Raw genomic sequence first — 21,234 nt, 5'->3', positions numbered from 1 at the left:
CCATCAATCTGGTCATACGCCTGAAAATCACCAAAATATTTCGTGATCGCAGCCGTCAACGTCGTCTTCCCGTGGTCAACGTGACCAATCGTGCCGATGTTTACGTGCGGTTTCGTACGTTCAAACTTTGCCTTTGCCATGGTAGCGGGCGCCCTTTTATTTGCATGGGGTCATACGCGACCCAACCTTCATATGGCGCGCCGTTTAGTGCGTAGTCGCCGGAAAATCAAGCACGACCTGCACCTTTGGCTATTCATTCGCAGCGGTTAGGTTCTCTTTGGTCACAGTCGCTGCCGCAGCATCGCCGGGCCTTGCCTGATCTTCAAACCACCCATTTTCTGCATTTTTCTGGACCAGATAGTTTTCAATGACCTGTGCCGCGTTGCGTGACAGGTTTTCAAGCTGCGCATCCGCCGATTGGCTCCACCCGGTGCCCACGATACTCTCGCCGTTGAGGGCTTCCAAAACGGTAAATTGTTCGGGTTCAGCATTCAGCTTTTTGCCTTTTGCATCATCCCAAACCGTTAACCGAATGATCAACGCAGATTTCGGGGAAAACAAGATAGGAATCCCCCGCCGCGCCAGCAAATACCCTTCGATACTGACCCCAAAATGATAATCTTTCGCGCCATCGTATCGGTCGAATCGCTCTGCAATGGCCGATTGCAGTGCCTCTGTTAGCTGCTCTTTCGGAACCTCACGGCCTGCCGCAACCGTCTGCGCCTTTGGGGCAACAACAATATTGTGGGCTAGACTGAAATTCCCCAACGGAACAATCGGCGCATCCAGATCTTGCGCCCCGGTACAGGCCGTCAGCGCCAAACCCGCCAAAAGCATCACAATTCGCCTAATCATACCTGCATCCCATCGTTTTTTGTTATTGATATGACTAGCGCAAGCCTTGGATGCACGCAATGTACCCCAGAGACGTCCGGGGGGAACCGCCGATGTAGCCGCGCTATAAAAACCAGTGCCACCTACATATTGCAGTGGCTTATTTTAGTTGAATTTATTGTCCCGCGGAAAGCCACGTGGCGCCATACGGCCCGCGCTGGCCCGCTTTCCCGACCATTCCGACAGATCTGTTTCTGTCCGCGTCCGACCTGCCGGATCTTGCCAACTCAACCCATCTGCAGACGTGAATGTCGTCGCATCCGACAGCGCACCGTCCTTGTACTTTTGCAACCGAACGCCCTTGCCTCTGCCCATCTCGGGCAACTCGTCCCGGCCAAAAACCAACACCTTCCGGTTTTCGCCCACAACCGCGACGCTATCCCCCGTCACAGGTTTGCACACCAACGCACGGTTTTCGCCGCGCACATTAAGCACCTGTTTCCCGGTTCGGGTTTGCGCCAAAACGTCGTCTTCCGGCACCACAAATCCGTCGCCCGCCGAGGAAGCCACAAGCAATTTGCGCCCCGGTTGGTGGGTCAGAATCGTCACAATCTCTGCCTCGTTGGGCAGATCGACCATCAAACGCAGCGGCTCGCCCATACCGCGCCCGCCGGGCAGGTTAGACGCCGACACGGTGTAGAACCGCCCGTTCGACCCAAACACCAACAGCCGGTCTGTGGTTTCGGCGTGGAAAATAAACCGTGGTCCATCCCCATCTTTAAATTTCAGCTCGCGCGTCAGATCTATGTGGCCGGTCATCGCCCGCACCCAGCCCATCTGCGAACAGACAACCGTGATAGGCTCCCGGTCGATCATTGCCTCAATGGGCACGTCTTCGATCTCGGCGGCCTCTTGGATCAGCGTGCGTCGCGCGCCACCGGCATAGTCTTTGCCAAACTGTTTCTTGGTCTCGCGAAGCTGTGCGGTGATGCTGTCCCACTGCAATGCGTGGTTTTCCAGCAGGTCTTCCAAACCTGCGCGCTCTTCCATCAACGCGGTTTGCTCGCGTAGCAGCTCCATCTCTTCCAAGCGCCGCAAGGACCGCAGCCGCATGTTGAGAATGGCCTCGGCTTGCACCTCGCTTAGCTCGCCCGTCCCTGCGGGCGGCGATACGTAGTCGGCCTCGTCCATCGCGCGCACATGGGATTTGCCCCAATCCTCGCGCATCAACGCCCCTTTGGGGTCGTCATCGTACCGGATAATATCGATCACCCGGTCCAGATTGAGGAACGCAATAATGAACCCTTCGAGCACCTCAAGACGGTGGTCGATCTTTTCCAACCGGTGCTGCGACCGGCGCTGTAAGACCTCTTGGCGGTGATCAAGAAAGGCGCGCAGCACCTCCTTCATCGAACAAACCTTAGGCGTGACCCCATCGATCAGCACATTCATGTTCAACGAAAACCGCACCTCAAGGTCGCAGGTTCGGAACAACATGCCCATCAACACATCTGCGTCGACCGACCGCGACCGTGGCTCGATGATCATGCGCACGTCTTCGGCAGATTCGTCGCGCACATCCGCCAGTATCGGGATCTTTTTGGTCTGGATCAGTTCTGCGATCTTTTCGATCAGCTTGGATTTCTGGACCTGATACGGGATCTCGGTAACGACGATCTGCCATTGACCGCGCCCAAGATCTTCGACCTCCCATTTGCACCGCAACCGGAACGACCCGCGCCCCGTCCGGTAGGCCGTCGCGATGTTATCGGCAGGCTCCACCAGCACGCCACCCGTCGGAAAATCGGGGCCGGGCACGTAATTTAGCAACGTGTCGTCGCGCGTATCAGGGGTTTTGATCAAGTGGATGCAAGCATCACACAATTCCGCGACATTATGGGGTGGAATGTTCGTCGCCATACCAACCGCGATCCCGCTGGACCCATTGGCCAACAGGTTGGGAAACTGTGCGGGCAACACCGCAGGTTCGGTCAATGTGCCGTCGTAATTTTCGCGGAAATCAACGGCGTTTTCGTTTAATCCGTCCAGCAATGCTTCGGCCACGGCGGTCATACGGGCTTCGGTGTATCGGCTGGCGGCGGGGTTATCGCCGTCAATATTGCCAAAATTGCCCTGCCCATCGACCAGCGGATAGCGCACGTTGAAATCCTGCGCCAAACGCGCCATCGCATCATAAATCGCGGCATCGCCGTGGGGGTGATAGTTGCCCATCACGTCGCCCGAAATCTTGGCCGATTTCCGAAACCCACCCGAAGAGCTCAGCCGCAGTTCGCGCATCGCATAAAGGATCCGGCGGTGCACAGGCTTTAACCCATCGCGCGCATCCGGCAGGGCACGGTGCATGATCGTGCTGAGCGCATAGGTCAGATAGCGATCGCCAAGCGCCCGACGCAAAGGTTCGGACAGATCAGCAGAAGGTGCTTCAGGGGTATCGAGTTCGTCGGCCATTACAGCTGTCTAGCCTCCGGCGGCGCATCGAACAAGCGCGATATGACACAATGCCACCACGCGATGCGTGTCAGTGGTGCAACACATCACGAATGACGCAACGTGCTGCATTTTCCCACTCATCAAACTAAATATCCATTGCTATGCCCCACACCCGTGGGGAGATGTGGTAAGCTCGTCAGATGGTAGCGAAAGTGTGGGTATGAAGCGATTCATTTTAGTGAGTTTTGCGTTTTTGGCGCTGGCGTTTTACGAATTAAGTGGTGGGACAGATTTTGACGCCGAGGCATCGCGCAATGCCGTCGTTTTGGCCCGTGGTGGCGTTCTGGCCGCGCCAGACCAACACACTACGCACGCCGCGCTGCCTGATGATGCGGGAATTGCGACGCGCATGTCGTTGAACCTGACCTCGCTGGGCGATGTGTTGGCCGCAGACGCCACGCCCGACGTGACAGAAAACACCACACCCGAGGTTTCGCCCGTCACCAAGGTGACATTTGCCACCACCCCCAATGACGTCGTATTGCCCAGCCTTATTTTCGCAGGCAACACCACCCGTGCGTCTTCGGATGCGGTGGGTCAAAACCGAGATCTTCGGTCAATTTCCGGCGACACCGTCAACATGCGCGGCGGCCCCGGCACCACGTTTGACGTCGTCGCCCAGCTGGAACGCAACACCCAAGTCGAAGTCCTACAGGACGACGGCAGCGGCTGGGTCAAACTGCGCCCCGTCGATGGCGGCCCCGACGGTTGGATTGCCGAATTCCTGCTGAACCCTAGCTAAGTAAGGTCCCTCAGGCAGCAGGAAGATACGCCATGACGCAAAAAACAATCCTGATTACCGGATGTTCATCCGGCATTGGTTACACGGCGGCGGTGGGTCTGCGCGCCCGTGGTTGGCGTGTGTTTGCGGCCTGCCGTAGCGCCCAAGATTGCGCGCGCTTGCAACATCAAGGGTTCGAAAGTCCCCTGCTGGATTACACCGACACCGCGACAATTGATGCCGCGCTGGCAGAGGTGTTGGCCGCAACGGGCGGCACATTGGATGCTCTGTTTAACAATGGCGCGCACGGCGCCCCCGGCGCGGTCGAAGATCTACCAACTGACGCGCTGCGTGCCATTTTTGAAGCGAACTTCTTTGGCTGGCACCACCTGACGCGCGCCGTGCTGCCGGTCATGCGCGCCCAAGGGCACGGGCGGGTTATTCAATGTTCGTCGGTGTTGGGATTTGTCGCATTGCCTTGGCGCGGGGCTTATACCGCCACGAAATTCGCGCTGGAAGGTTTGACCGACACGCTCAGGATCGAAATGCGCGATACGCCGATCCACGTGGTGTTGATTGAACCCGGCCCCGTCACGTCGAAGATCCGGCAAAATTCGATACCGCATTTCGAACGCTGGGTGAATTGGCGCGACTCGCCCAGACGCGCCCAATACGAAGCCTCGCTAAACAAACGCCTTTACGAAGATCGGGGCCCCGATTTATTTGAACTGCCTGCCGTCGCCGTGTTGGAAAAACTGATACCGGCCTGCGAAGCAAGACGCCCGCAGGCGCGCTATTACGTCACGGCGCCGACCCACCTGATGGGGCTCTTGCGCCGCATCTTGCCCACGCGCACCCTCGATTGGGTGTTGTCGCGCTGATAAATACACAAAACCCATTCGCTTTTTGCGCCTAAACCCCTACATGTGCCCAGAATAGGAAAAAGGAACATACCGTGGGTGACCCGTTATTTGTGCTGATCATTCTGGCCTGTCTGGCGGTTGTTGTGGTCTTGATGCTGGGGCTTGGCGGCTTTGCCGGGGGCGGCGAGTTCAACAAAAAGAACTCTAACAAATTGATGCGCTACCGGCTTGCTGCGCAATTCGTCGCGGTTACTTTGATCGCGATCTATGTGTTTTTGCGACAAGGCGGGGGGCAGTAACCCGTGGTTGTCCTCAACAAAATCTACACAAAAACCGGCGACGCGGGCGAAACCGCTCTTGGCAATGGCGCGCGCGTCGCCAAACACGCGGTCCGGGTGACCGCCTATGGCACCTCGGATGAATTGAACTCGTTTGTGGGGGTCGCACGGCTGGCCGCCAACGGCGCGGTTGATACCGCACTCAGCCGCATTCAAAATGACCTGTTCGACCTTGGTGCGGATTTGTGCCGCCCCGACATGGAACAAGACGCCGACGCCGAATACCCCCCCCTGCGCATGATCGATGCACAGGTTGCGCGTCTCGAAGCCGAAATCGATGCAATGAATGCGCAACTGGACCCGCTGCGCAGCTTTATCCTGCCGGGTGGGTCGGCATTGGCCGCGCATCTACACGTGTGCCGCACCGTATCGCGCCGCGCCGAACGTCTGTGCGTTGAACTGGCGACCATGGAGGCAATCAACACAGCAGCGGTAAAATACCTCAACCGTCTGAGTGATTGGTTTTTTGTCGCCGCCCGCATGGCCAACAATGACGGCAAAGATGACGTGCTATGGGTGCCCGGCGCGAACCGCTGACCGGGGCTTTTATGGTGGGCCTTCGGCCTAAATTCGTCGGGCGTAGGGGGTGGTGTGACGATTTTACATTGTCTCAGGCGCCCCGGCGTGGGTAAACCTCCACACGTAGACTAAAAGACTTGCGCAAAATGCGAGTCGTAAATCCAAGGAGAGAGACGCCAATGAAGGTTCTGGTACCTGTCAAACGCGTGATCGACTATAACGTGAAGGTGCGCGTCAAAGCGGACGGATCGGGCGTTGATCTTGCCAATGTGAAAATGTCGATGAACCCGTTTGACGAGATTTCCGTCGAACAGGCGATCCGTTTAAAGGAAGCCGGGCAAGCGGATGAGGTGGTCGTTGTGTCCATTGGCGTCAAGCAAAGCCAGGAAACCCTGCGCACGGCATTGGCCATGGGCGCAGACCGTGCCATTTTGGTGATCGCTGCGGATGACGTACACCAAGACATCGAGCCGTTGAGCGTTGCGAAGATCCTCAAGGCAATCGTTGATGAAGAGCAACCCGGCCTTGTGCTGTGCGGCAAGCAAGCCATCGACAATGACATGAACGCCACAGGGCAGATGCTAAGCGCGTTGATGGGGTGGTCACAGGCGACATTTGCCTCTGAAATCGCAATCGAAGGCGACCGGGCCGTGGTCAGCCGCGAAGTGGACGGCGGCATGCAGACCATCAAGGTCGCAATGCCCACGGTGATCACCGTGGATCTGCGCCTGAACGAGCCCCGCTATGCATCCTTGCCCAACATCATGAAGGCCAAGAAAAAGCCGCTGGATGAGAAAACAGCCGCAGATTACGGTGTGGATGTCACGCCCCGTCTGGCTGTCGTCAAGACAACCGAGCCCGAAACACGGGCCGCCGGGATCAAAGTGGGCTCTGTCGACGAGCTTGTCTCGAAACTCAAAGAAGCGGGGGCTGTGTAATGGCTGTTCTACTCCTTGCAGAAGTTACCGATGGCGAATTGGCGCTGGATGCCACATCCAAGGCCGTAACGGCCGCCAAGTTGTTGGGTGACGTGACCGTTTTGGCCGCCGGAGGGTCAGCAGCAGCTGCCGGTGAAGCAGCCGCCAAAATCGATGGTGTCAGCAAAGTGCTTGTCGCCGAAGACGCATCTTTGGCGCACCGCCTTGCGGAATCGACCGCTGCGCTGATCGTGTCGCTTGCCGGGGATTACGATCATATCGTCGCACCCGCCACGACAGATTCGAAAAACGTGATGCCCCGTGTCGCTGCATTGCTGGACGTGATGATCATCTCGGACGCCTCTAGCGTTGTGGATGCCGATACGTTCGAGCGCCCGATTTATGCGGGCAATGCGGTGCAAACGGTGAAATCTGCGGATGCCACAAAGGTCGTGACCTTCCGGACATCTACGTTTGATGCTGCGGGCGACGGCAATGCGGCACCGATCGAAACGGTATCAGCGGCAGACAACCCCGGCCTCAGCGAATGGGTCGAGGATAAAGTCGCAGCCAGCGACCGCCCAGAACTGACATCGGCAGGTGTTGTTGTATCGGGCGGGCGTGGTGTCGGCTCTGAGGATGACTTTGCGTTGATAGAGACGCTTGCAGACAAATTAGGGGCGGCAGTTGGTGCGTCACGGGCGGCGGTCGATTCTGGATACGCGCCCAATGATTGGCAGGTTGGTCAAACGGGCAAGGTCGTCGCACCGAACCTTTATGTCGCCGTGGGTATTTCCGGTGCGATCCAGCATTTGGCCGGCATGAAAGACAGCAAGATCATCGTCGCCATCAACAAAGACGAAGAAGCGCCGATTTTCCAAGTCGCTGACTACGGATTGGTGGCAGATCTCTTCACCGCGGTGCCAGAGCTGATCGAAAAGCTCTGATCGCCCACGCGCGTAAATGACTAGAAAACACCGCGCGTTGAGTGCGGTGTTTTTACACCAAGTCGTGCAAGATTGGCCCCAGTGCTTTTGCAAGCTCTCCATGTGCGTTTGGCCCAAGCAATTCGGCCGCCGCCATCGCCTCCATCTGACTGAAAACCATACCTTCTGTTCCCGCTGCGATCGCTTCCGGGGTGGCCACAACCTGCACCACATCGGTTGCATGCGATGCCAAGTCATCTATCATTTCAGACGTGACAAATAAGGGGGATGGCGCCGTCCCCGGATCTACCGCATCCAACGCGCGCGGCGTCGGCGCATGATCCGCGAACCAAACGAGCACAACCTTGTTTGCCACCTTTTTGAGCAACAGTTTCATCCGCGCCAACCACGCCGTTTGCAATTCGTCACGCACAACCTCGAACCGGTCGCTTGAGACATTATATAGGCAGCTCAGCATATGCCGGTTGAAATGGAACTCTGCAAAATCGACCTCTGGGTAGATCGCCGTCAGTAAGGGTGAAGCCCGCACAAACCGGTCATTCCGACGTGGATGCACCGTGTAAAAGCGATTCGATAGGTTTTGGGCACCGATAATCTGGATCACGGTGGCCTCAGCGTTGCGAGACGCCTCTTTGAGGAACGGATCGTGCAACATCACATCGACCCCGGCGCTCGCGATGCCAAAGTTGACGCAATTCAGGCCCAAACCGCTTTCGACCAACGCCGGAAACGGGTTTTTTATGAATTTTCCGTAGGTTGATGTCCCGCCCAAAAAGGCAACATAGGGCACATCCAGCCGTCGTTCTGGCCCGCGAAACAGGAGTTTTGACCCCCTGTACCTGCATGGCATATAATCGAGAGCCCCCGCCCCCAGTGCATCATAGGTCATATTGCCCACCTTGTTTAACTCACCCAACACCCAATGTGCACGTTCCGCCCTTAAATTCCCTTAAAGTGCCAATTTGATCGATATTTTAACACTCTCTTGGCCTTGCCGCCGCCCGGTCTCGCGCCCTAGAGTGCCAAAAATCGAAAGGGGCTACCCATGGATATCAAAGCAATCGGGATTGTGGGCGCAGGCCAGATGGGCAACGGGATTGCGCATGTGATGTCGCTGGCGGGATATGACGTCCTGCTCAATGACATCAGCGAAGATGCGCTCGCGGCCGCCATGGATCTAATGCGCAAAAATATGGCGCGTCAGGTCAGCCGCGGGAAAATTTCGCAAGATGATCAAGCCGCTGCCCTTGCCCGGATCAAAACAACGGCGGCTTTGCCCGACCTTGGTCAAACCGATCTGGTGATCGAGGCGGCGACCGAACGTGAAACGATTAAGCAGGCGATCTTTGCGGACCTTCTGCCGCATCTTCAGCCGCACACGATTCTGACGTCAAACACCTCTTCTATCTCGATCACACGGTTGGCCAGCCGCACGGACCGGCCTGAAAAATTCATGGGTTTTCACTTCATGAACCCGGTGCCCATCATGCAATTGGTGGAATTGATCCGCGGCATTGCCACTGACGAGCCGACCTATAACTCCTGCAAGACGGTGGTTGACCGGTTGGGCAAAACCGCAGCCTCTGCCGAAGATTTCCCCGCCTTCATCGTGAACCGCATTCTGATGCCGATGATCAACGAAGCCGTCTACACCCTATACGAAGGCGTGGGTAACGTGCAGTCTATTGACAGTTCTATGAAACTGGGCGCGAACCATCCAATGGGCCCACTAGAGCTGGCGGATTTCATCGGGTTGGACACCTGTTTGGCGATCATGAATGTGCTGCATGATGGCCTTGCCGATACGAAATATCGCCCGTGCCCTTTGCTAACAAAATATGTCGAAGCCGGGTGGTTGGGGCGCAAAACGCAACGCGGATTTTATGATTATCGTGGCGAAACGCCGGTCCCAACACGCTAACGCGTATGGAAAACCCCGCGGCCAAGGGCCAATAGCGGAACAGTATCATGTATGTGGGCTCGGACGGTACAACACCGCCCGAGCCCGCTTTTTTATGCCAACAGATCAAAGCGGTCGTTGTTCATGACCTTGGTCCAAGCCGCGATAAAGTCGCGGATGAACTTTTCTTTGTTGTCGTCTTGCGCATAGACTTCGGCGTAGGCCCGCAGGATCGAGTTTGAACCAAAGACCAGATCAGCGCTGGTTGCTGTGAATTTCACGGCACCCGTTGCGCGGTCACGCAGTTCAAAGGTGCCGCCTTCGACAGGGTGCCAGCTCATGTCCATGTCCGTCAGATTGACAAAGAAGTCTGGCGTCAACTGGCCAACACGGTCGGTAAACACACCCTTGGTATCGCCACCGAAATTGGCACCCAATACGCGCATCCCGCCGACCAGTACGGTCATTTCAGATGCGGTCAGGCCCAAAAGCTGCGCTTTGTCCAACATCATCGCTTCGGGTGACACGGCGTAGTCTTTCAGCTGCCAGTTGCGGAACCCATCTGCCAGCGGCTCGAGCACCGAGAAGCTTGCAACATCGGTTTGCGCATCTGACGCATCGCCACGACCCGGCGTGAAGGGCACAACCGCTTCAGAACCTGCCGCACGGATGGATTGCTCCAAACCAACAGTACCGGCCAGCACGATAACGTCTGCAATCGAGGCACCTGCATCAGCAGCGATGGGCTCAAGCACACCCAACACCTTTGCCAGACGCGCAGGCTCGTTGCCTGCCCAGTCCTTCTGAGGCGCCAAACGAATGCGTGCCCCATTGGCGCCGCCGCGTTTGTCCGACCCACGGTAGGTCCGTGCGCTGTCCCATGCGGTGTTGATCATCTCGATGGCGCTCAGGCCACTGTCGGCGATCTTGGCCTTGAGGGCCTCAACGTCATAAGATGTCGACCCTGCGGGAACCGGATCCTGCCATACGAGCTCTTCTTGAGGCACGTAAGGACCGTGGTAGTTGGCAACAGGGCCCATATCACGGTGCGTCAGTTTGAACCAAGCACGGGCGAATGCGTCGTTGAAATACTCTGGATCCGCCATGAATTTCTGGCAGATTTCATTGTAAATCGGGTCAACCTTCATCGCCATATCGGCATCGGTCATCATCGGCATGCGGCGTACCGTCGGATCTGTCGGATCAACCGGCATTTCTTCTTCGGGCATGTTCACAGGCTTGTACTGATGCGCACCTGCGCCAGATGTCGTTGGTTCCCAGTCGTATCCAAAGAGGTAGTCAAAGAAACCCATGTCGAATTTCAGCGGCTCTTTTGTCCACGCGCCCTCGATGCCCGAGGTAAACGCGTTGGTCGCCTTGGCGTCCAAACCAGGGTTGCTCCAGCCCAGCCCTTGGCCCGTAACGGGGCACCCTTCGGGCTCTGCGCCGATGTTGGCATGATCGCCGCCACCGTGGGCTTTACCGATTGTGTGACCACCGCATGTCAGCGCTGCGGTTTCCTCGTCGTTCATAGCCATACGGGCAAAGGTTTCGCGAACATGCAGCGCCGTTTTGGCCGGATCAAGATTGCCGTTCACGCCTTCTGGGTTCACATAGATCAGCCCCATGTGCACAGCGGCCAGCGGGTTTTCCATGGTCTCAGGCACTTCGAGATCGCCGTAACGTTGCTCGGATGGTGCGAGCCATTCGCTCTCGGAACCCCAATAGACGTCCTTTTCAGGGCCCCAGATATCTTGGCGACCAAAGGCAAACCCAAACGTCTTAAGACCCATCGATTCGTAGGCCGCGGTACCGCTCAACAAGATCAAGTCAGCCCAAGACAGCGCGTTACCGTATTTTCTTTTGATGGGCCATAACAGGCGGCGTGCTTTATCAAGGCTCGCGTTATCCGGCCATGAGTTCAGTGGCGCAAACCGGATGTTTGCAGACCCGCCGCCCCCGCGACCATCGCCCAAACGGTAGGACCCCGCAGAGTGCCACGCCAAACGCGCCATCAAGCCACCGTAATGGCCCCAATCCGCAGGCCACCAATCTTGGCTATCGGTAAGCAGCGCAATGACATCGGCCTTAACGGCTTCGAAGTCCAACGTCTTTACAGCAGCGTGGTGATCGTAGTCTGCGTCCATGGGGTTGGTACGCGTGTCGTGCTGGTGCAGGATGTCCAGGTTCAGAGCCTCGGGCCACCATTTTGTTACAGAATTGTCTGCACCGGTGTTGCCGCCGTGCATAACCGGGCAGCCGCCGCCGGCCTTGTGATTGGTGTGATCGCCATCCATGAGTTTTCTCCTTGCTCGGATCATCGCTAAGTTCGGATGGTAATTAGGCGAGTTCGATAATAAGTTCCAATACAATATTCAAATAATCACCATAAGAAAAACAAATGAAATCTTTAACGTTAAAACACCTCCGCTATTTTGATGCGCTGGCGTTGCATGGCCATTTTGGCCGCGCGGCTGAGGCCTGCCTGATCTCGCAACCCGCGTTGTCCCTGCAGATCAAAGACCTAGAGGAAATCATGGGCGGGGCACTTGTCGAACGCACCGCCCGCGAGGTTCGGCTAACCGCATTGGGCGAAGATCTCATCGTGCGCGGCCGCGAGATTTTGCGACAGGTGGAAGACCTTGATGCCTTGGTCCGCAAACGCGCGGGCCCGTTTTCCGGCCGCTTGCGCATAGGAATCATTCCGACCGTAGCGCCGTATTTGATGCCCCAGATCATCAAATCCCTTTGGCACAAATTCCCCGATCTGGTGCTGGAGCCAAAAGAAACGATCACCAAATCACTGGTGCATGAAATCTTGGCGTCGCGGCTTGATGTGGCTATCGTCGCCCTGCCCGTTTCTGTCCCCGAACTGCGCGAATTCGCCTTGTTTGACGAAGAATTCCTGCTGGTGCGCCCCGCCCACGATGCGGACGAACCTGTCCCGAACCCATCGGTTCTTCCGACAATGCAGTTACTGTTACTAGAAGAGGGCCATTGTTTTCGCGATCAGGCGTTGTCGTTTTGCAGTTCTACCGGTGTGAATGCGCGGCAGATCATGGAAGGCAGCTCGCTGTCGACATTGGTGCAAATGGTAGGTGCGGGCATGGGGGTCACGTTGATCCCCGAGATGGCGCAAGCGTTCGAGACCCGGTCCACCGAAGTTTCGATTGCGCGGTTCACCGACACGCCGCCCAAACGGACAATCGGCATGATCTGGCGCCGGACCAATCCGTTGCAAGATGAATTGATGGAAATCGGCGCTCTCATCCGGCGCGCTGCGGGCGCCCGCCTCGATCCGCAACCCCCGATTGCCGATAAATCCCCCCGCAACAAGCAGACGGTATAGTCAGGCCGCGTCTTTCTGATACCTGCGGCCCAATTCCGCATACGACGGTATACCGTGGACGTTCGGCAAAGCTTCAGATATCAGGGCCAAAACCTTAGCCATTGGGAGCATCTCATGACCGATATCATCTATACTAAAGTTGACGAGGCACCGGAACTTGCCTCTGCTTCGTTGCTGCCGATCATCCAAAAATTCGCAGCCACCGCAGGTGTCAGTGTTGGAACAAAAGACATCAGCCTGGCGGGCCGAATTCTGGCCACATTCCCCGAAAACCTAAGCGAAGACCAACGTCAGCCGGACGATCTCGCCGAATTGGGGCGCTTGGTGAAGACGGCTGAGGCAAATGTCATTAAGCTGCCTAATGTCTCGGCATCCGTACCGCAGTTGGTCAGCGCCATCAAAGAGCTGCAATCGCAAGGTTTTGCAATTCCCGACTATCCAGAAGCCCCTGCAACCGACGCTGAAAAGGCCGTGCGCGCCAAGTACGATACAATCAAAGGATCGGCCGTAAACCCGGTTTTGCGCGAAGGCAATTCAGACCGCCGCGCCGCGAAAGCCGTGAAAAGCTTTGCCCAAGCAAACCCGCACCGCATGGGCGACTGGACAGCCGACAGCAAAACGCATGTGTCCTCCATGACGGCCAATGATTTCGTGTCCAACGAGGCCTCCGCCACGCTTGCCAATGCCGCGGTTGCCAAGATCGTACTCGAGACGGCGTCGGGCGAGACGATTCTCAAAGGGGGTCTCGAATACCCCGCAGGCACGGTTGTTGACGCGACCTACATGAGCGTCGCTGCGTTGAAAGACTTTCTCGCGGGCGAGATCGAAAAGACTAAAGAACAAGGCATATTGTTTTCGCTGCACCTAAAAGCAACGATGATGAAAGTCTCCGACCCGATCATTTTTGGCCATGGGGTCAAGGCGTTCCTTGCGCCGGTCTTCGACAAACACGGCGCCGCGATGGCAGAGCTTGGGGTCAATCCTAACTCTGGTCTCGGGGATCTTTTGGCGCGGGTGAAAGACAACGCGGCGATCTTGGCCGACATCGACGCCTGCATGGCAGATCGACCACCGATGTATATGGTGGATTCCGACAAGGGCCTGACCAACTTGCACGTTTCATCCGACGTGATAATCGACGCCTCGATGCCCGCGTTGATCCGCGCAGGCGGTAAGGGTTGGGGCCCAGACGGCAGCGAAGCAGACGCCAATTGTGTGATCCCCGACAATTCCTATGCGCCGATCTACGACGAAACGATTAATTTCTTCAAAGAAAACGGCAAACTGAACCCGGCTACGGCAGGGACAGTACAAAATATCGGCCTGATGGCGCAAAAAGCCGAAGAATATGGCTCGCACCCCACCACGTTCGAAATCGCTGAAGCGGGCACCATCAAGATGATCCTTGATGATGGCACGGTTTTGCATGAGCACACCGTCGAAGCGGGCGATATCTGGCGGTCCGCGTCGACGCGCAAAGCACCTATTGAAGACTGGGTAAATCTGGCGATATCGCGCCAAAAAGCCGAAGGGTGTCAGGCGATCTTTTGGTTGGATGCAAGCCGCGCGCATGACGCAGAGCTCATCGCGTATGTGAACCCGATCCTGGCCACCCAAGGCGTGGCCGACAAGTTCCAGATCATGGCGCCACGCGAAGCCACCCGCGCCTCGCTCGAAACGATTACCAAAGGCGAAAACACCATCGCCGTTTCCGGCAACGTACTGCGGGATTACCTAACGGATCTCTTCCCGATTCTCGAATTAGCGACATCGGCAAAAATGCTGTCGATTGTTAAGCTTATGAATGGTGGCGGTCTGTTTGAAACAGGTGCCGGTGGGTCCGCGCCGAAACACGTCCAGCAGTTGAACGAGCAAAACCACCTGCGTTGGGACAGTTTGGGTGAATTCTGCGCGCTTGGTGAAAGTCTGATCTTTTTGGCAGATGCAAAAGGCAACGAAAAGGCCCGCATCTTGGGCACGACCGTTGAGACCGCGACGCAGGGTATTCTCGACAACGGCCATTCGCCATCGCGCAAGGTCGGAGAGCCTGACAACCGCGATAGCCACTATTGGTTTGCCCGGTATTGGGCCGACGCCTTGGCCGCACAGACAGATGACGCAGCCCTTGCAGAGCATTTTGCGCCCATCGCCGAAGCTCTCGCGACGCATGAGACGGAAATCCTGGCCGAGCTTGCGGCCGTGCAAGGGCCCGCGGCCGATCTTGGCGGGTATTATCGCACGAATGCGGTCAAAACGGCGGCTGTGATGCGCCCATCGCAAACGCTAAACAGAGTTCTTAGTTAAGCGACCTATTTCAAAATCCTGCCGTGCATCTGGACTGGTGCACGGCAGGGAACCACCCGCCGGATTTTCGCATCATAGACGGCAGAATACCTTATAAACGTTATATAAATTTGCCTTCCGACACCCTATAAAATCGCACCTAGCGGCGGCGTATTGGCAACATTTTTAGACAATCCCACCACATTTACGCCTTGGTCATTAACGCCCAAGTCATTGCCTTAGGCTAGATTTGCCCAAGACGTGTGTTTTGCGTTTTTGTGGAGAGGTAAGGGTTATGGCTGGGGCCGTTGGGAAGAAGATTGCGCGCGGACGGTCCTGGATCGCCAGAATATTGAACCGCCCTGCGGTATTGATTTGCCTCCCTGCCGTGTCGCTCGGTGCATTTCGGATCGGTGGAGATCTTGCGTTGATCGCCCTCGCTGTCGCTGTGCCCTTTGTTTATTTGCTCACCGCAGGAACCCGTTCGTGGGGAGCAAAGCCCTTGGGTGCGCTCGAAAGCGGATTGCTCGAACGGCGGATATTCGAAGCCAAAGTCGCGGACAACTTCAAAAAGGTGCGTGGAACATCGCTGCATACCGCCCTTTTCACAATTGAACTCGACGAGGCGGACCAATTCGCGGACAGGTTTGGGCAGGCTGCCGCAGACGCTATTACCTGCCGGGCCGGAGAGCGCATTTTTGGTGCCTTGCGCGCCACGGACGCCGTTGCAAAGACGGGTGACTACAATTTCACCGCATGCCTGCAGCCTGTGAAACAGTTAGATTTAGAGCTCTGCATACAACTGGCTGGCCGCCTGCAAGCCGCTCTGGAGGAGCCGATTTCGATTGACGGGACCTCAATTTACCTCACAAGTTCGGTCGGCTTTTGCCAGCACCAGCATGTGAAGGACAAATCACCTCGCGCGTGGGTTGAAGCCGCCCGCACCGCCCTCCGAGAGGCGCGTGCAAACGGGCCAAATGCCATCCGGGCCTATTCCAGTGAAATGAAACGCAAAACCGAGGCGCGCGCAGAACTGCGGCAGGAGGTCGCAAACGCGTTGGAGAACGGTCACATCAAGCCATGGTTTCAACCACAAATCTCGACAGACACGGGCCTTGTAACTGGTTTCGAAGCCTTGGCACGTTGGGATCATCCTGCGCGCGGCATGATTTCGCCAGCCGATTTTTTACCCGCGATTGAGCAAGCCGATATGCTCGAACGTCTCGCAGAGGTCATGATGTCTCAAGCGTTCACGGCGTTAAAGGCCTGGGATGATGCCGGCGTCGTCGTGCCTCAGGTCGGCGTCAACTTCGCGGGCCCAGAACTTAAAAACCCACGTTTAATCGACAAAGTGAAGTGGGAGCTAGATCGATTCGATCTCAGCCCCCAACGACTAGCCGTCGAAGTGTTAGAAACCGTCGTTGCACGTGCGCCAGACGACATTATCACAAGAAACATCAACGGATTAGGCGAGCTTGGCTGCCGCATTGATCTGGATGATTTTGGTACGGGTCACGCATCCATTTCATCGATTCGCCGCTTTTCCGTCAGCCGCATCAAAATTGACCGATCCTTTGTCATGAAGGCGGATCGTGATCCAGAACAACAACGCATGATAAGCGCCATTCTCACGATCGCCGAACGGCTGGGCGTCGAAACCTTGGCAGAAGGTATCGAAACAGTCGGTGAGCATGCTTTGCTAGCCCAACTCGGGTGCAATCACGTTCAGGGCTTTGGCATCGGCAAACCAATGCCGTTTGAGGAAACCTTGCAGTGGATGGCAAACCACAACTCAAAGCTGCAAGATGTCCCTAAAATTATCGGAAACCGGACAGGCTGAAGAAACCCCCAACCATAATCCGCGATTGAAAGCCCCAAACGTGCCTCCTTTCGCTGCGGCAAATCAAGCGATCCCCCGATTCCACTTGACCTTTGCCTCTGCACTCTGTTGAACCCACGCTGATATCAAATAAATCAGGTGGCTGTCCCCGATGGACGATCAGAACAAGAACCTCATTCTTGCAACAGTACTCAGTTTCCTAGTGATACTAACGTGGTTCATTCTGTTCCCACCTCCGGAAGCCGAATTGCCGCTTGAAACCACCGAGACGGCGCAAGCAACAAATGCGGGCGATCCGACTATACCCGCCGCTACGGCGGTTGACGGAACCGCACCGCTTAACCCCACCGCATTGGCGCCAAGCACCGCGATTGCCAACGCGCCACGGATCGCCATTGAGACAGATCGCCTGACTGGCTCCGTATCTCTCATCGGCGGTCGCATCGACGACCTGAAACTCAAAGATTACCGCACCACCAACGACGATGATGCGCCAATCGTCACGCTTTTGTCCCCACAGGGCGATATTGACGCCTATTACGCGTTACAGGGATGGGCCGGCGCCGCAGGGCTGGCCCCTTCGGCGGTCCCAGGCCCCGACACAGCATGGACATTGGTGCAGGGCGACACCCTATCCACAGATACCCCCGTGACACTGCGGTGGGACAACGGCGCTGGGCTGGTCTTCACGCGCAGCATGTCGGTTGATGACGGGTACATGTTCAACATGACACAGTCCGTCACCAATACGGGCAACAGCACAGTCAACCTGGCGCCCTTCAGTATGGTTGTTCAACACACCGAACCCGACGACCTCGAAAACTTCTTCATCCTGCACGAAGGCGCGGTTGCCATGGCAGATGACGAACTGTCAGAGAACGACTGGGACGCCATCGCAGAAGCCGACGTAAATGCGAAATGGGGTCGCCAAGCCATTGTCAGCGAAGATATCACAGCAGGATGGATCGGCTTTACCGATCACTTTTGGCAGGCAATTTTGATCCCACAGTCAGACATGCCCTACGATCAGGCCCTGACATATGATGCGCGCGCAGATGTGTACCGCGCAATCACCCGCATGCCTACACAATCCGTAGACGCCGGCGCGACCATTGAGGTCACCACACAGTTGTTTGCGGGCGCAAAAGAATGGGCCACCTTGCGTTCATATGAACAATCGGGCGTGCCAAAATTCATCGATAGCATTGACTGGGGCTGGTTCTTTTTCCTGACCAAACCTATCTTTTGGTTGCTACACGAAATCAACAAACTCATCGGCAATATGGGTTGGGCAATTATCGGTCTCACCCTGATCATCAAGGCGATCCTGTTTCCTTTGGCCTACAAATCTTACGTTTCCATGGCCAAGATGAAAGAGCTTCAGCCGCAGATGGAAAAGCTCAAGGAAGACGCAGGCGACGACCGTCAAAAGATGCAGCAAGGCATGATGGAACTCTACAAACGCGAACGGGTGAACCCTGCCGCGGGGTGTCTGCCTATCCTTATGCAAATCCCGATCTTCTTCTCGCTTTACAAGGTTATCTTCGTCACCATCGAACTTCGGCATGCGGCTTTCTTTGGCCCGTTCCAAGACCTTAGCGCACCTGATCCAACAACATTGATGAACCTCTTTGGGCTGCTGCCGGTCGATGCACCTGAACCCGGATCAATGCTCGCGTTGATCTTTATCGGCATCTTGCCCCTGCTCTTGGGCGTCTCCATGTGGTTACAGCAAAAACTGAACCCAGCACCCACGGACCCGACCCAACAAATGATTTTCGCTTGGATGCCATGGGTCTTCATGTTCATGCTGGGCAGTTTCGCAAGCGGCTTGGTGGTATATTGGATCGCCAACAACACGATCACCTTCACGCAGCAATATCTGATTATGCGCAGCCAAGGTTACACCCCTGACGTCTTTGGCAACATCAAAGGCAGTTTCAGGAAAAAGTCCGCCAAGGATGCAAAAAAGTGACGGCACCGCTTGCTCATATCCGGCGCCACCCGCGCAAGGGTTTGGGCAACAACGCTGTGGAAACAGCAGATGCGACCCCCGGCCAAACTGTGGCCGGGGGTCGCATCTGGGCCATAGCCACGTATCCCAAGGCAAGCGCATGTGATATCGCGGTGCGCACGCGTCATTTCGACGTCTCTTTCAAAGTGCACACTGCGGGCACCACCAGTATCGGCGACACATTTCAATGAACAACCTTCCTTTCCCCATCGCAGAAGAGCCGTCCTCTCAGGACCAAGAAACCGGCCGCCTGCTGTTTGCGGGCGAAACCGAGTTCGTCAAAGGCGTGGTGGCCATGTCAGGCCTGCCTGACCCCGACCGTCTGGAAGTCTGCTTTGCAGGTCGGTCGAACGTGGGCAAATCGTCTTTGATCAACGCGCTGACCGGCCGCAAGGGGTTGGCACGTGCATCAAACACCCCCGGCCGCACGCAAGAGATTAACTTTTTTACGGCGGCAGAGTCCCATTATTTGGTCGACCTCCCGGGCTACGGTTTTGCCAACGCGCCCCTGCCGGTCGTTGAAAAATGGCAACGCTTGCTAAAGCAATATCTGTCGGGCCGCCAAACCCTGCGCCGTGCGTTTGTGCTGATTGACGCGCGCCATGGCGCCAAAAAGGTCGACGAAGAGATCCTAAGCCTGCTCGACAGTGCCGCGGTGACGTTTCAGGTCGTTCTGACGAAGGCCGACAAGGTCAAAGAAAAAGAGCGCGCGCAGATCCTTGATCAGGTGCGCGCGGCTTTGGCCAAACACCCAGCCGCCTACCCAGAAATCGTCGTCACCTCCAGCGAAAAGGGGTGGGGCATTCCCACCCTGCGCGCCATTATCGCGACTCTGGAATAGTGCGCCCCTTGCGCCTACGTACGGCCGGCCCCATAACCGCGTCTCAGATGGTGCAACGATGAAGACCCAAGATATGAACCGCGACTGGATTGCAACGGCAAGCACGTTGAACAAGGCCCTGCCCTATTTGCAGCGCTATGCGAATGCGACGGTGGTGATCAAACTTGGCGGTCACGCCATGGGCAGCGACGAGGCGATGGATGAATTCGCGCGCGATGTCGTGTTGATGCGGCAGGTCGGCGTGAACCCGGTTGTGGTGCACGGCGGTGGCCCGATGATCAACGCGATGCTGGACAAATTGCAGATCAAATCAGAATTCAAGGACGGCAAGCGTGTCACCGACGCTGCCACCATGGAAGTGGTGGAGATGGTGTTGGCCGGTCTGGTCAACAAGCGCATTGTTCAGGCGATCAACCGGCAAGGTGGCTGCGCAGTTGGGTTGTCGGGCAAGGACGCGCGGCTGATCACATGCACACCCACCGACCCAGAGTTGGGGTTTGTCGGCACCCCCAAAGAGGTTAACCCGCGGCTTTTGCGGGATCTGACCGAACAGGAATATATCCCCGTGATTGCGCCCTTGGGCACGGGCGAAAACGGCGAGACGTTCAACATCAACGGTGACACCGCCGCAGGGGCCATCGCGGCCGCGCTGAAGGCCGACAGGCTGTTGCTATTGACCGATGTCGCAGGCGTGAAAGACGCCGACGGCAACGTCGTCACAGACCTGAGCGCGGGCCAGATCCGCGAAATGACCACGGTTGGAACAATCGCAGGCGGTATGATCCCCAAAACCGAAACCGCGCTGGCCGCCATTGATGGCGGTGTCCGCGCTGCGGTCATTTTGGACGGGCGCGCACCCAATGCCTGCCTGCTAGAGCTGTTCACAGAACATGGCGCCGGGTCCATCATTCGCGCGGATTAGCATCACCCAGTCGACAATTTTAAACTGCCTCAGTGTCTGACGTCAGCGCTTATGGGTCCAAATAGCGCAAATTGATAAGAGAGAGTTGTTGGCTCATCATAACCACTGAGGAGTGGGACATGAGACAGACAACTGGAACACGCAAAAGCCCTAGCGAGAAGATCGTCAGAGATATCAAACGGGCCAGCCGCAAACATTATTCATCAGAAGAGAAGATTGCGTGGGGAAGATAGCATTGCCGAGCTGTGCCGCCGTGAGGGCATCTCGCAGGGGATCTACTACAAATGGTCGAAGGGTAATCCCCCCATTTTTAGTGGGGCCCAGCCGTAGAATTTACGCAGCTGTTTTCAGTTTCATAGCGGGTGTCATCCCGCCAATGCCCATGTTGGGTCGCTCGTTGTTGTAAGTCCAGAGCCATTCCGTTGCCTGATCTTG

At 56.6% G+C, this 21,234-nt stretch carries 19 protein-coding genes and 1 pseudogene; 15 read left to right on the top strand and 5 right to left on the bottom strand.

Translation table 11 applies throughout. The annotated features are described in order from the left end of the window. The 3 genes from ABJH13_RS01375 to ABJH13_RS01365 form a co-directional block, all read right to left on the bottom strand. On the bottom strand, nucleotides 1–140 hold a 140-nt coding region (locus ABJH13_RS01375; RefSeq protein ID WP_348404421.1), incomplete at its 3' end, for a GTP-binding protein. A 109-nt stretch (nucleotides 141–249) separates the two neighbouring features. Continuing rightward, a complete protein-coding gene (locus tag ABJH13_RS01370) occupies nucleotides 250–855 on the bottom strand; it encodes a hypothetical protein (protein WP_348404420.1) in 606 nt (201 codons plus the stop codon). 144 nt (nucleotides 856–999) lie between these two features. Then, entirely contained in the window at nucleotides 1,000–3,303 is a 2,304-nt protein-coding gene (locus ABJH13_RS01365; RefSeq protein ID WP_348404419.1) for a DNA topoisomerase IV subunit A, read from the bottom strand. 202 nt (nucleotides 3,304–3,505) lie between these two features. Between ABJH13_RS01365 and ABJH13_RS01360 the strand changes: the two genes are divergently transcribed. The 6 genes from ABJH13_RS01360 (at nucleotide 3,506) to ABJH13_RS01335 (ending at nucleotide 7,650) form a co-directional block, all read left to right on the top strand. Continuing rightward, entirely contained in the window at nucleotides 3,506–4,087 is a 582-nt protein-coding gene (locus ABJH13_RS01360) for an SH3 domain-containing protein (protein WP_348404418.1), read from the top strand. A 32-nt stretch (nucleotides 4,088–4,119) separates the two neighbouring features. Then, nucleotides 4,120–4,947, top strand: coding sequence for an SDR family NAD(P)-dependent oxidoreductase (locus ABJH13_RS01355; RefSeq protein WP_348404417.1), 828 nt, complete (start codon nucleotides 4,120–4,122; stop codon nucleotides 4,945–4,947). A gap of 74 nt (nucleotides 4,948–5,021) precedes the next feature. Beyond that, entirely contained in the window at nucleotides 5,022–5,228 is a 207-nt protein-coding gene (locus ABJH13_RS01350; protein ID WP_348404416.1) for a twin transmembrane helix small protein, read from the top strand. A 3-nt stretch (nucleotides 5,229–5,231) separates the two neighbouring features. Further along, nucleotides 5,232–5,804 (top strand): cob(I)yrinic acid a,c-diamide adenosyltransferase, encoded by a 573-nt coding sequence (locus ABJH13_RS01345; protein ID WP_348404415.1) that lies wholly within the window; start codon nucleotides 5,232–5,234, stop codon nucleotides 5,802–5,804. Nucleotides 5,805–5,965: 161 nt separating this feature from the next. Beyond that, on the top strand, nucleotides 5,966–6,724 hold the full coding sequence (locus ABJH13_RS01340) for an electron transfer flavoprotein subunit beta/FixA family protein (protein WP_348404414.1): 759 nt from the start codon (nucleotides 5,966–5,968) through the stop codon (nucleotides 6,722–6,724). Beyond that, nucleotides 6,724–7,650 carry an FAD-binding protein gene (locus ABJH13_RS01335; RefSeq protein WP_348404413.1) on the top strand — a complete coding sequence of 309 codons (927 nt, stop codon included), beginning with the start codon at nucleotides 6,724–6,726 and terminating at the stop codon, nucleotides 7,648–7,650. The genes ABJH13_RS01340 and ABJH13_RS01335 overlap by 1 nt, the downstream gene beginning before the upstream one ends. A gap of 52 nt (nucleotides 7,651–7,702) precedes the next feature. On the opposite strand, the gene ABJH13_RS01330 is transcribed toward ABJH13_RS01335, so the two are convergent. Further along, entirely contained in the window at nucleotides 7,703–8,539 is an 837-nt protein-coding gene (locus ABJH13_RS01330) for a DUF6473 family protein (protein ID WP_348404412.1), read from the bottom strand. Between the two features lie 156 nt (nucleotides 8,540–8,695). Between ABJH13_RS01330 and ABJH13_RS01325 the strand changes: the two genes are divergently transcribed. Next, nucleotides 8,696–9,571 carry a 3-hydroxybutyryl-CoA dehydrogenase gene (locus ABJH13_RS01325; protein WP_348404411.1) on the top strand — a complete coding sequence of 292 codons (876 nt, stop codon included), beginning with the start codon at nucleotides 8,696–8,698 and terminating at the stop codon, nucleotides 9,569–9,571. A gap of 92 nt (nucleotides 9,572–9,663) precedes the next feature. Here the strand turns inward: ABJH13_RS01325 and katG are convergent, their stop codons facing one another. After that, nucleotides 9,664–11,847 (bottom strand): catalase/peroxidase HPI, encoded by a 2,184-nt coding sequence (gene katG / locus ABJH13_RS01320; RefSeq protein WP_348404410.1) that lies wholly within the window; start codon nucleotides 11,845–11,847, stop codon nucleotides 9,664–9,666. A 104-nt stretch (nucleotides 11,848–11,951) separates the two neighbouring features. On the opposite strand from katG, the gene ABJH13_RS01315 reads away from it, so the two are divergent. The 8 genes and pseudogenes from ABJH13_RS01315 to ABJH13_RS01280 form a co-directional block, all read left to right on the top strand. Continuing rightward, entirely contained in the window at nucleotides 11,952–12,899 is a 948-nt protein-coding gene (locus ABJH13_RS01315) for a LysR substrate-binding domain-containing protein (RefSeq protein ID WP_348404409.1), read from the top strand. 114 nt (nucleotides 12,900–13,013) lie between these two features. After that, on the top strand, nucleotides 13,014–15,203 hold the full coding sequence (locus ABJH13_RS01310) for an NADP-dependent isocitrate dehydrogenase (protein ID WP_348404408.1): 2,190 nt from the start codon (nucleotides 13,014–13,016) through the stop codon (nucleotides 15,201–15,203). A 274-nt stretch (nucleotides 15,204–15,477) separates the two neighbouring features. Next, entirely contained in the window at nucleotides 15,478–17,022 is a 1,545-nt protein-coding gene (locus ABJH13_RS01305) for a GGDEF domain-containing phosphodiesterase (protein ID WP_348404407.1), read from the top strand. Nucleotides 17,023–17,173: 151 nt separating this feature from the next. Next, complete coding sequence (gene yidC / locus ABJH13_RS01300; protein WP_348404406.1) at nucleotides 17,174–18,997, top strand: membrane protein insertase YidC; 1,824 nt, start codon at nucleotides 17,174–17,176, stop codon at nucleotides 18,995–18,997. After that, on the top strand, nucleotides 18,994–19,227 hold the full coding sequence (locus ABJH13_RS01295) for a hypothetical protein (protein ID WP_348404405.1): 234 nt from the start codon (nucleotides 18,994–18,996) through the stop codon (nucleotides 19,225–19,227). The genes yidC and ABJH13_RS01295 overlap by 4 nt, the downstream gene beginning before the upstream one ends. Next, nucleotides 19,224–19,877, top strand: coding sequence for a ribosome biogenesis GTP-binding protein YihA/YsxC (gene yihA, locus ABJH13_RS01290; RefSeq protein ID WP_348404404.1), 654 nt, complete (start codon nucleotides 19,224–19,226; stop codon nucleotides 19,875–19,877). Before ABJH13_RS01295 ends, yihA begins: the two co-directional genes overlap by 4 nt. A gap of 58 nt (nucleotides 19,878–19,935) precedes the next feature. After that, complete coding sequence (gene argB, locus ABJH13_RS01285) at nucleotides 19,936–20,799, top strand: acetylglutamate kinase (protein WP_348404403.1); 864 nt, start codon at nucleotides 19,936–19,938, stop codon at nucleotides 20,797–20,799. A gap of 119 nt (nucleotides 20,800–20,918) precedes the next feature. Continuing rightward, nucleotides 20,919–21,093 (top strand): annotated as a pseudogene (locus tag ABJH13_RS01280) (IS3 family transposase); the annotation flags it as partial. Between the last annotated feature and the right edge of the window lie 141 nt (nucleotides 21,094–21,234).

The sequence above is a fragment of the Roseobacter sp. genome (genome assembly GCF_039970775.1).
GTDB lineage: Bacteria > Pseudomonadota > Alphaproteobacteria > Rhodobacterales > Rhodobacteraceae > Roseobacter.
This window is presented reverse-complemented; position numbering and strand designations above follow the sequence as displayed.

Bases quoted from the DNA above. Each gene is read 5' to 3' on its own strand.
- ABJH13_RS01365 (WP_348404419.1), bottom strand. From the start codon at position 3,303: ATGGCCGACGAACTCGATACCCCTGAAGCACCTTCTGCTGATCTGTCC.
- katG (WP_348404410.1), bottom strand. From the start codon at position 11,847: ATGGATGGCGATCACACCAATCACAAGGCCGGCGGCGGCTGCCCGGTT.
- ABJH13_RS01305 (WP_348404407.1), top strand. From the start codon at position 15,478: ATGGCTGGGGCCGTTGGGAAGAAGATTGCGCGCGGACGGTCCTGGATC.
- yidC (WP_348404406.1), top strand. From the start codon at position 17,174: ATGGACGATCAGAACAAGAACCTCATTCTTGCAACAGTACTCAGTTTC.
- ABJH13_RS01355 (WP_348404417.1), top strand. From the start codon at position 4,120: ATGACGCAAAAAACAATCCTGATTACCGGATGTTCATCCGGCATTGGT.
- ABJH13_RS01315 (WP_348404409.1), top strand. From the start codon at position 11,952: ATGAAATCTTTAACGTTAAAACACCTCCGCTATTTTGATGCGCTGGCG.
- ABJH13_RS01325 (WP_348404411.1), top strand. From the start codon at position 8,696: ATGGATATCAAAGCAATCGGGATTGTGGGCGCAGGCCAGATGGGCAAC.
- yihA (WP_348404404.1), top strand. From the start codon at position 19,224: ATGAACAACCTTCCTTTCCCCATCGCAGAAGAGCCGTCCTCTCAGGAC.
- ABJH13_RS01340 (WP_348404414.1), top strand. From the start codon at position 5,966: ATGAAGGTTCTGGTACCTGTCAAACGCGTGATCGACTATAACGTGAAG.
- ABJH13_RS01360 (WP_348404418.1), top strand. From the start codon at position 3,506: ATGAAGCGATTCATTTTAGTGAGTTTTGCGTTTTTGGCGCTGGCGTTT.
- ABJH13_RS01335 (WP_348404413.1), top strand. From the start codon at position 6,724: ATGGCTGTTCTACTCCTTGCAGAAGTTACCGATGGCGAATTGGCGCTG.
- ABJH13_RS01370 (WP_348404420.1), bottom strand. From the start codon at position 855: ATGATTAGGCGAATTGTGATGCTTTTGGCGGGTTTGGCGCTGACGGCC.
- ABJH13_RS01310 (WP_348404408.1), top strand. From the start codon at position 13,014: ATGACCGATATCATCTATACTAAAGTTGACGAGGCACCGGAACTTGCC.
- argB (WP_348404403.1), top strand. From the start codon at position 19,936: ATGAAGACCCAAGATATGAACCGCGACTGGATTGCAACGGCAAGCACG.
- ABJH13_RS01330 (WP_348404412.1), bottom strand. From the start codon at position 8,539: ATGACCTATGATGCACTGGGGGCGGGGGCTCTCGATTATATGCCATGC.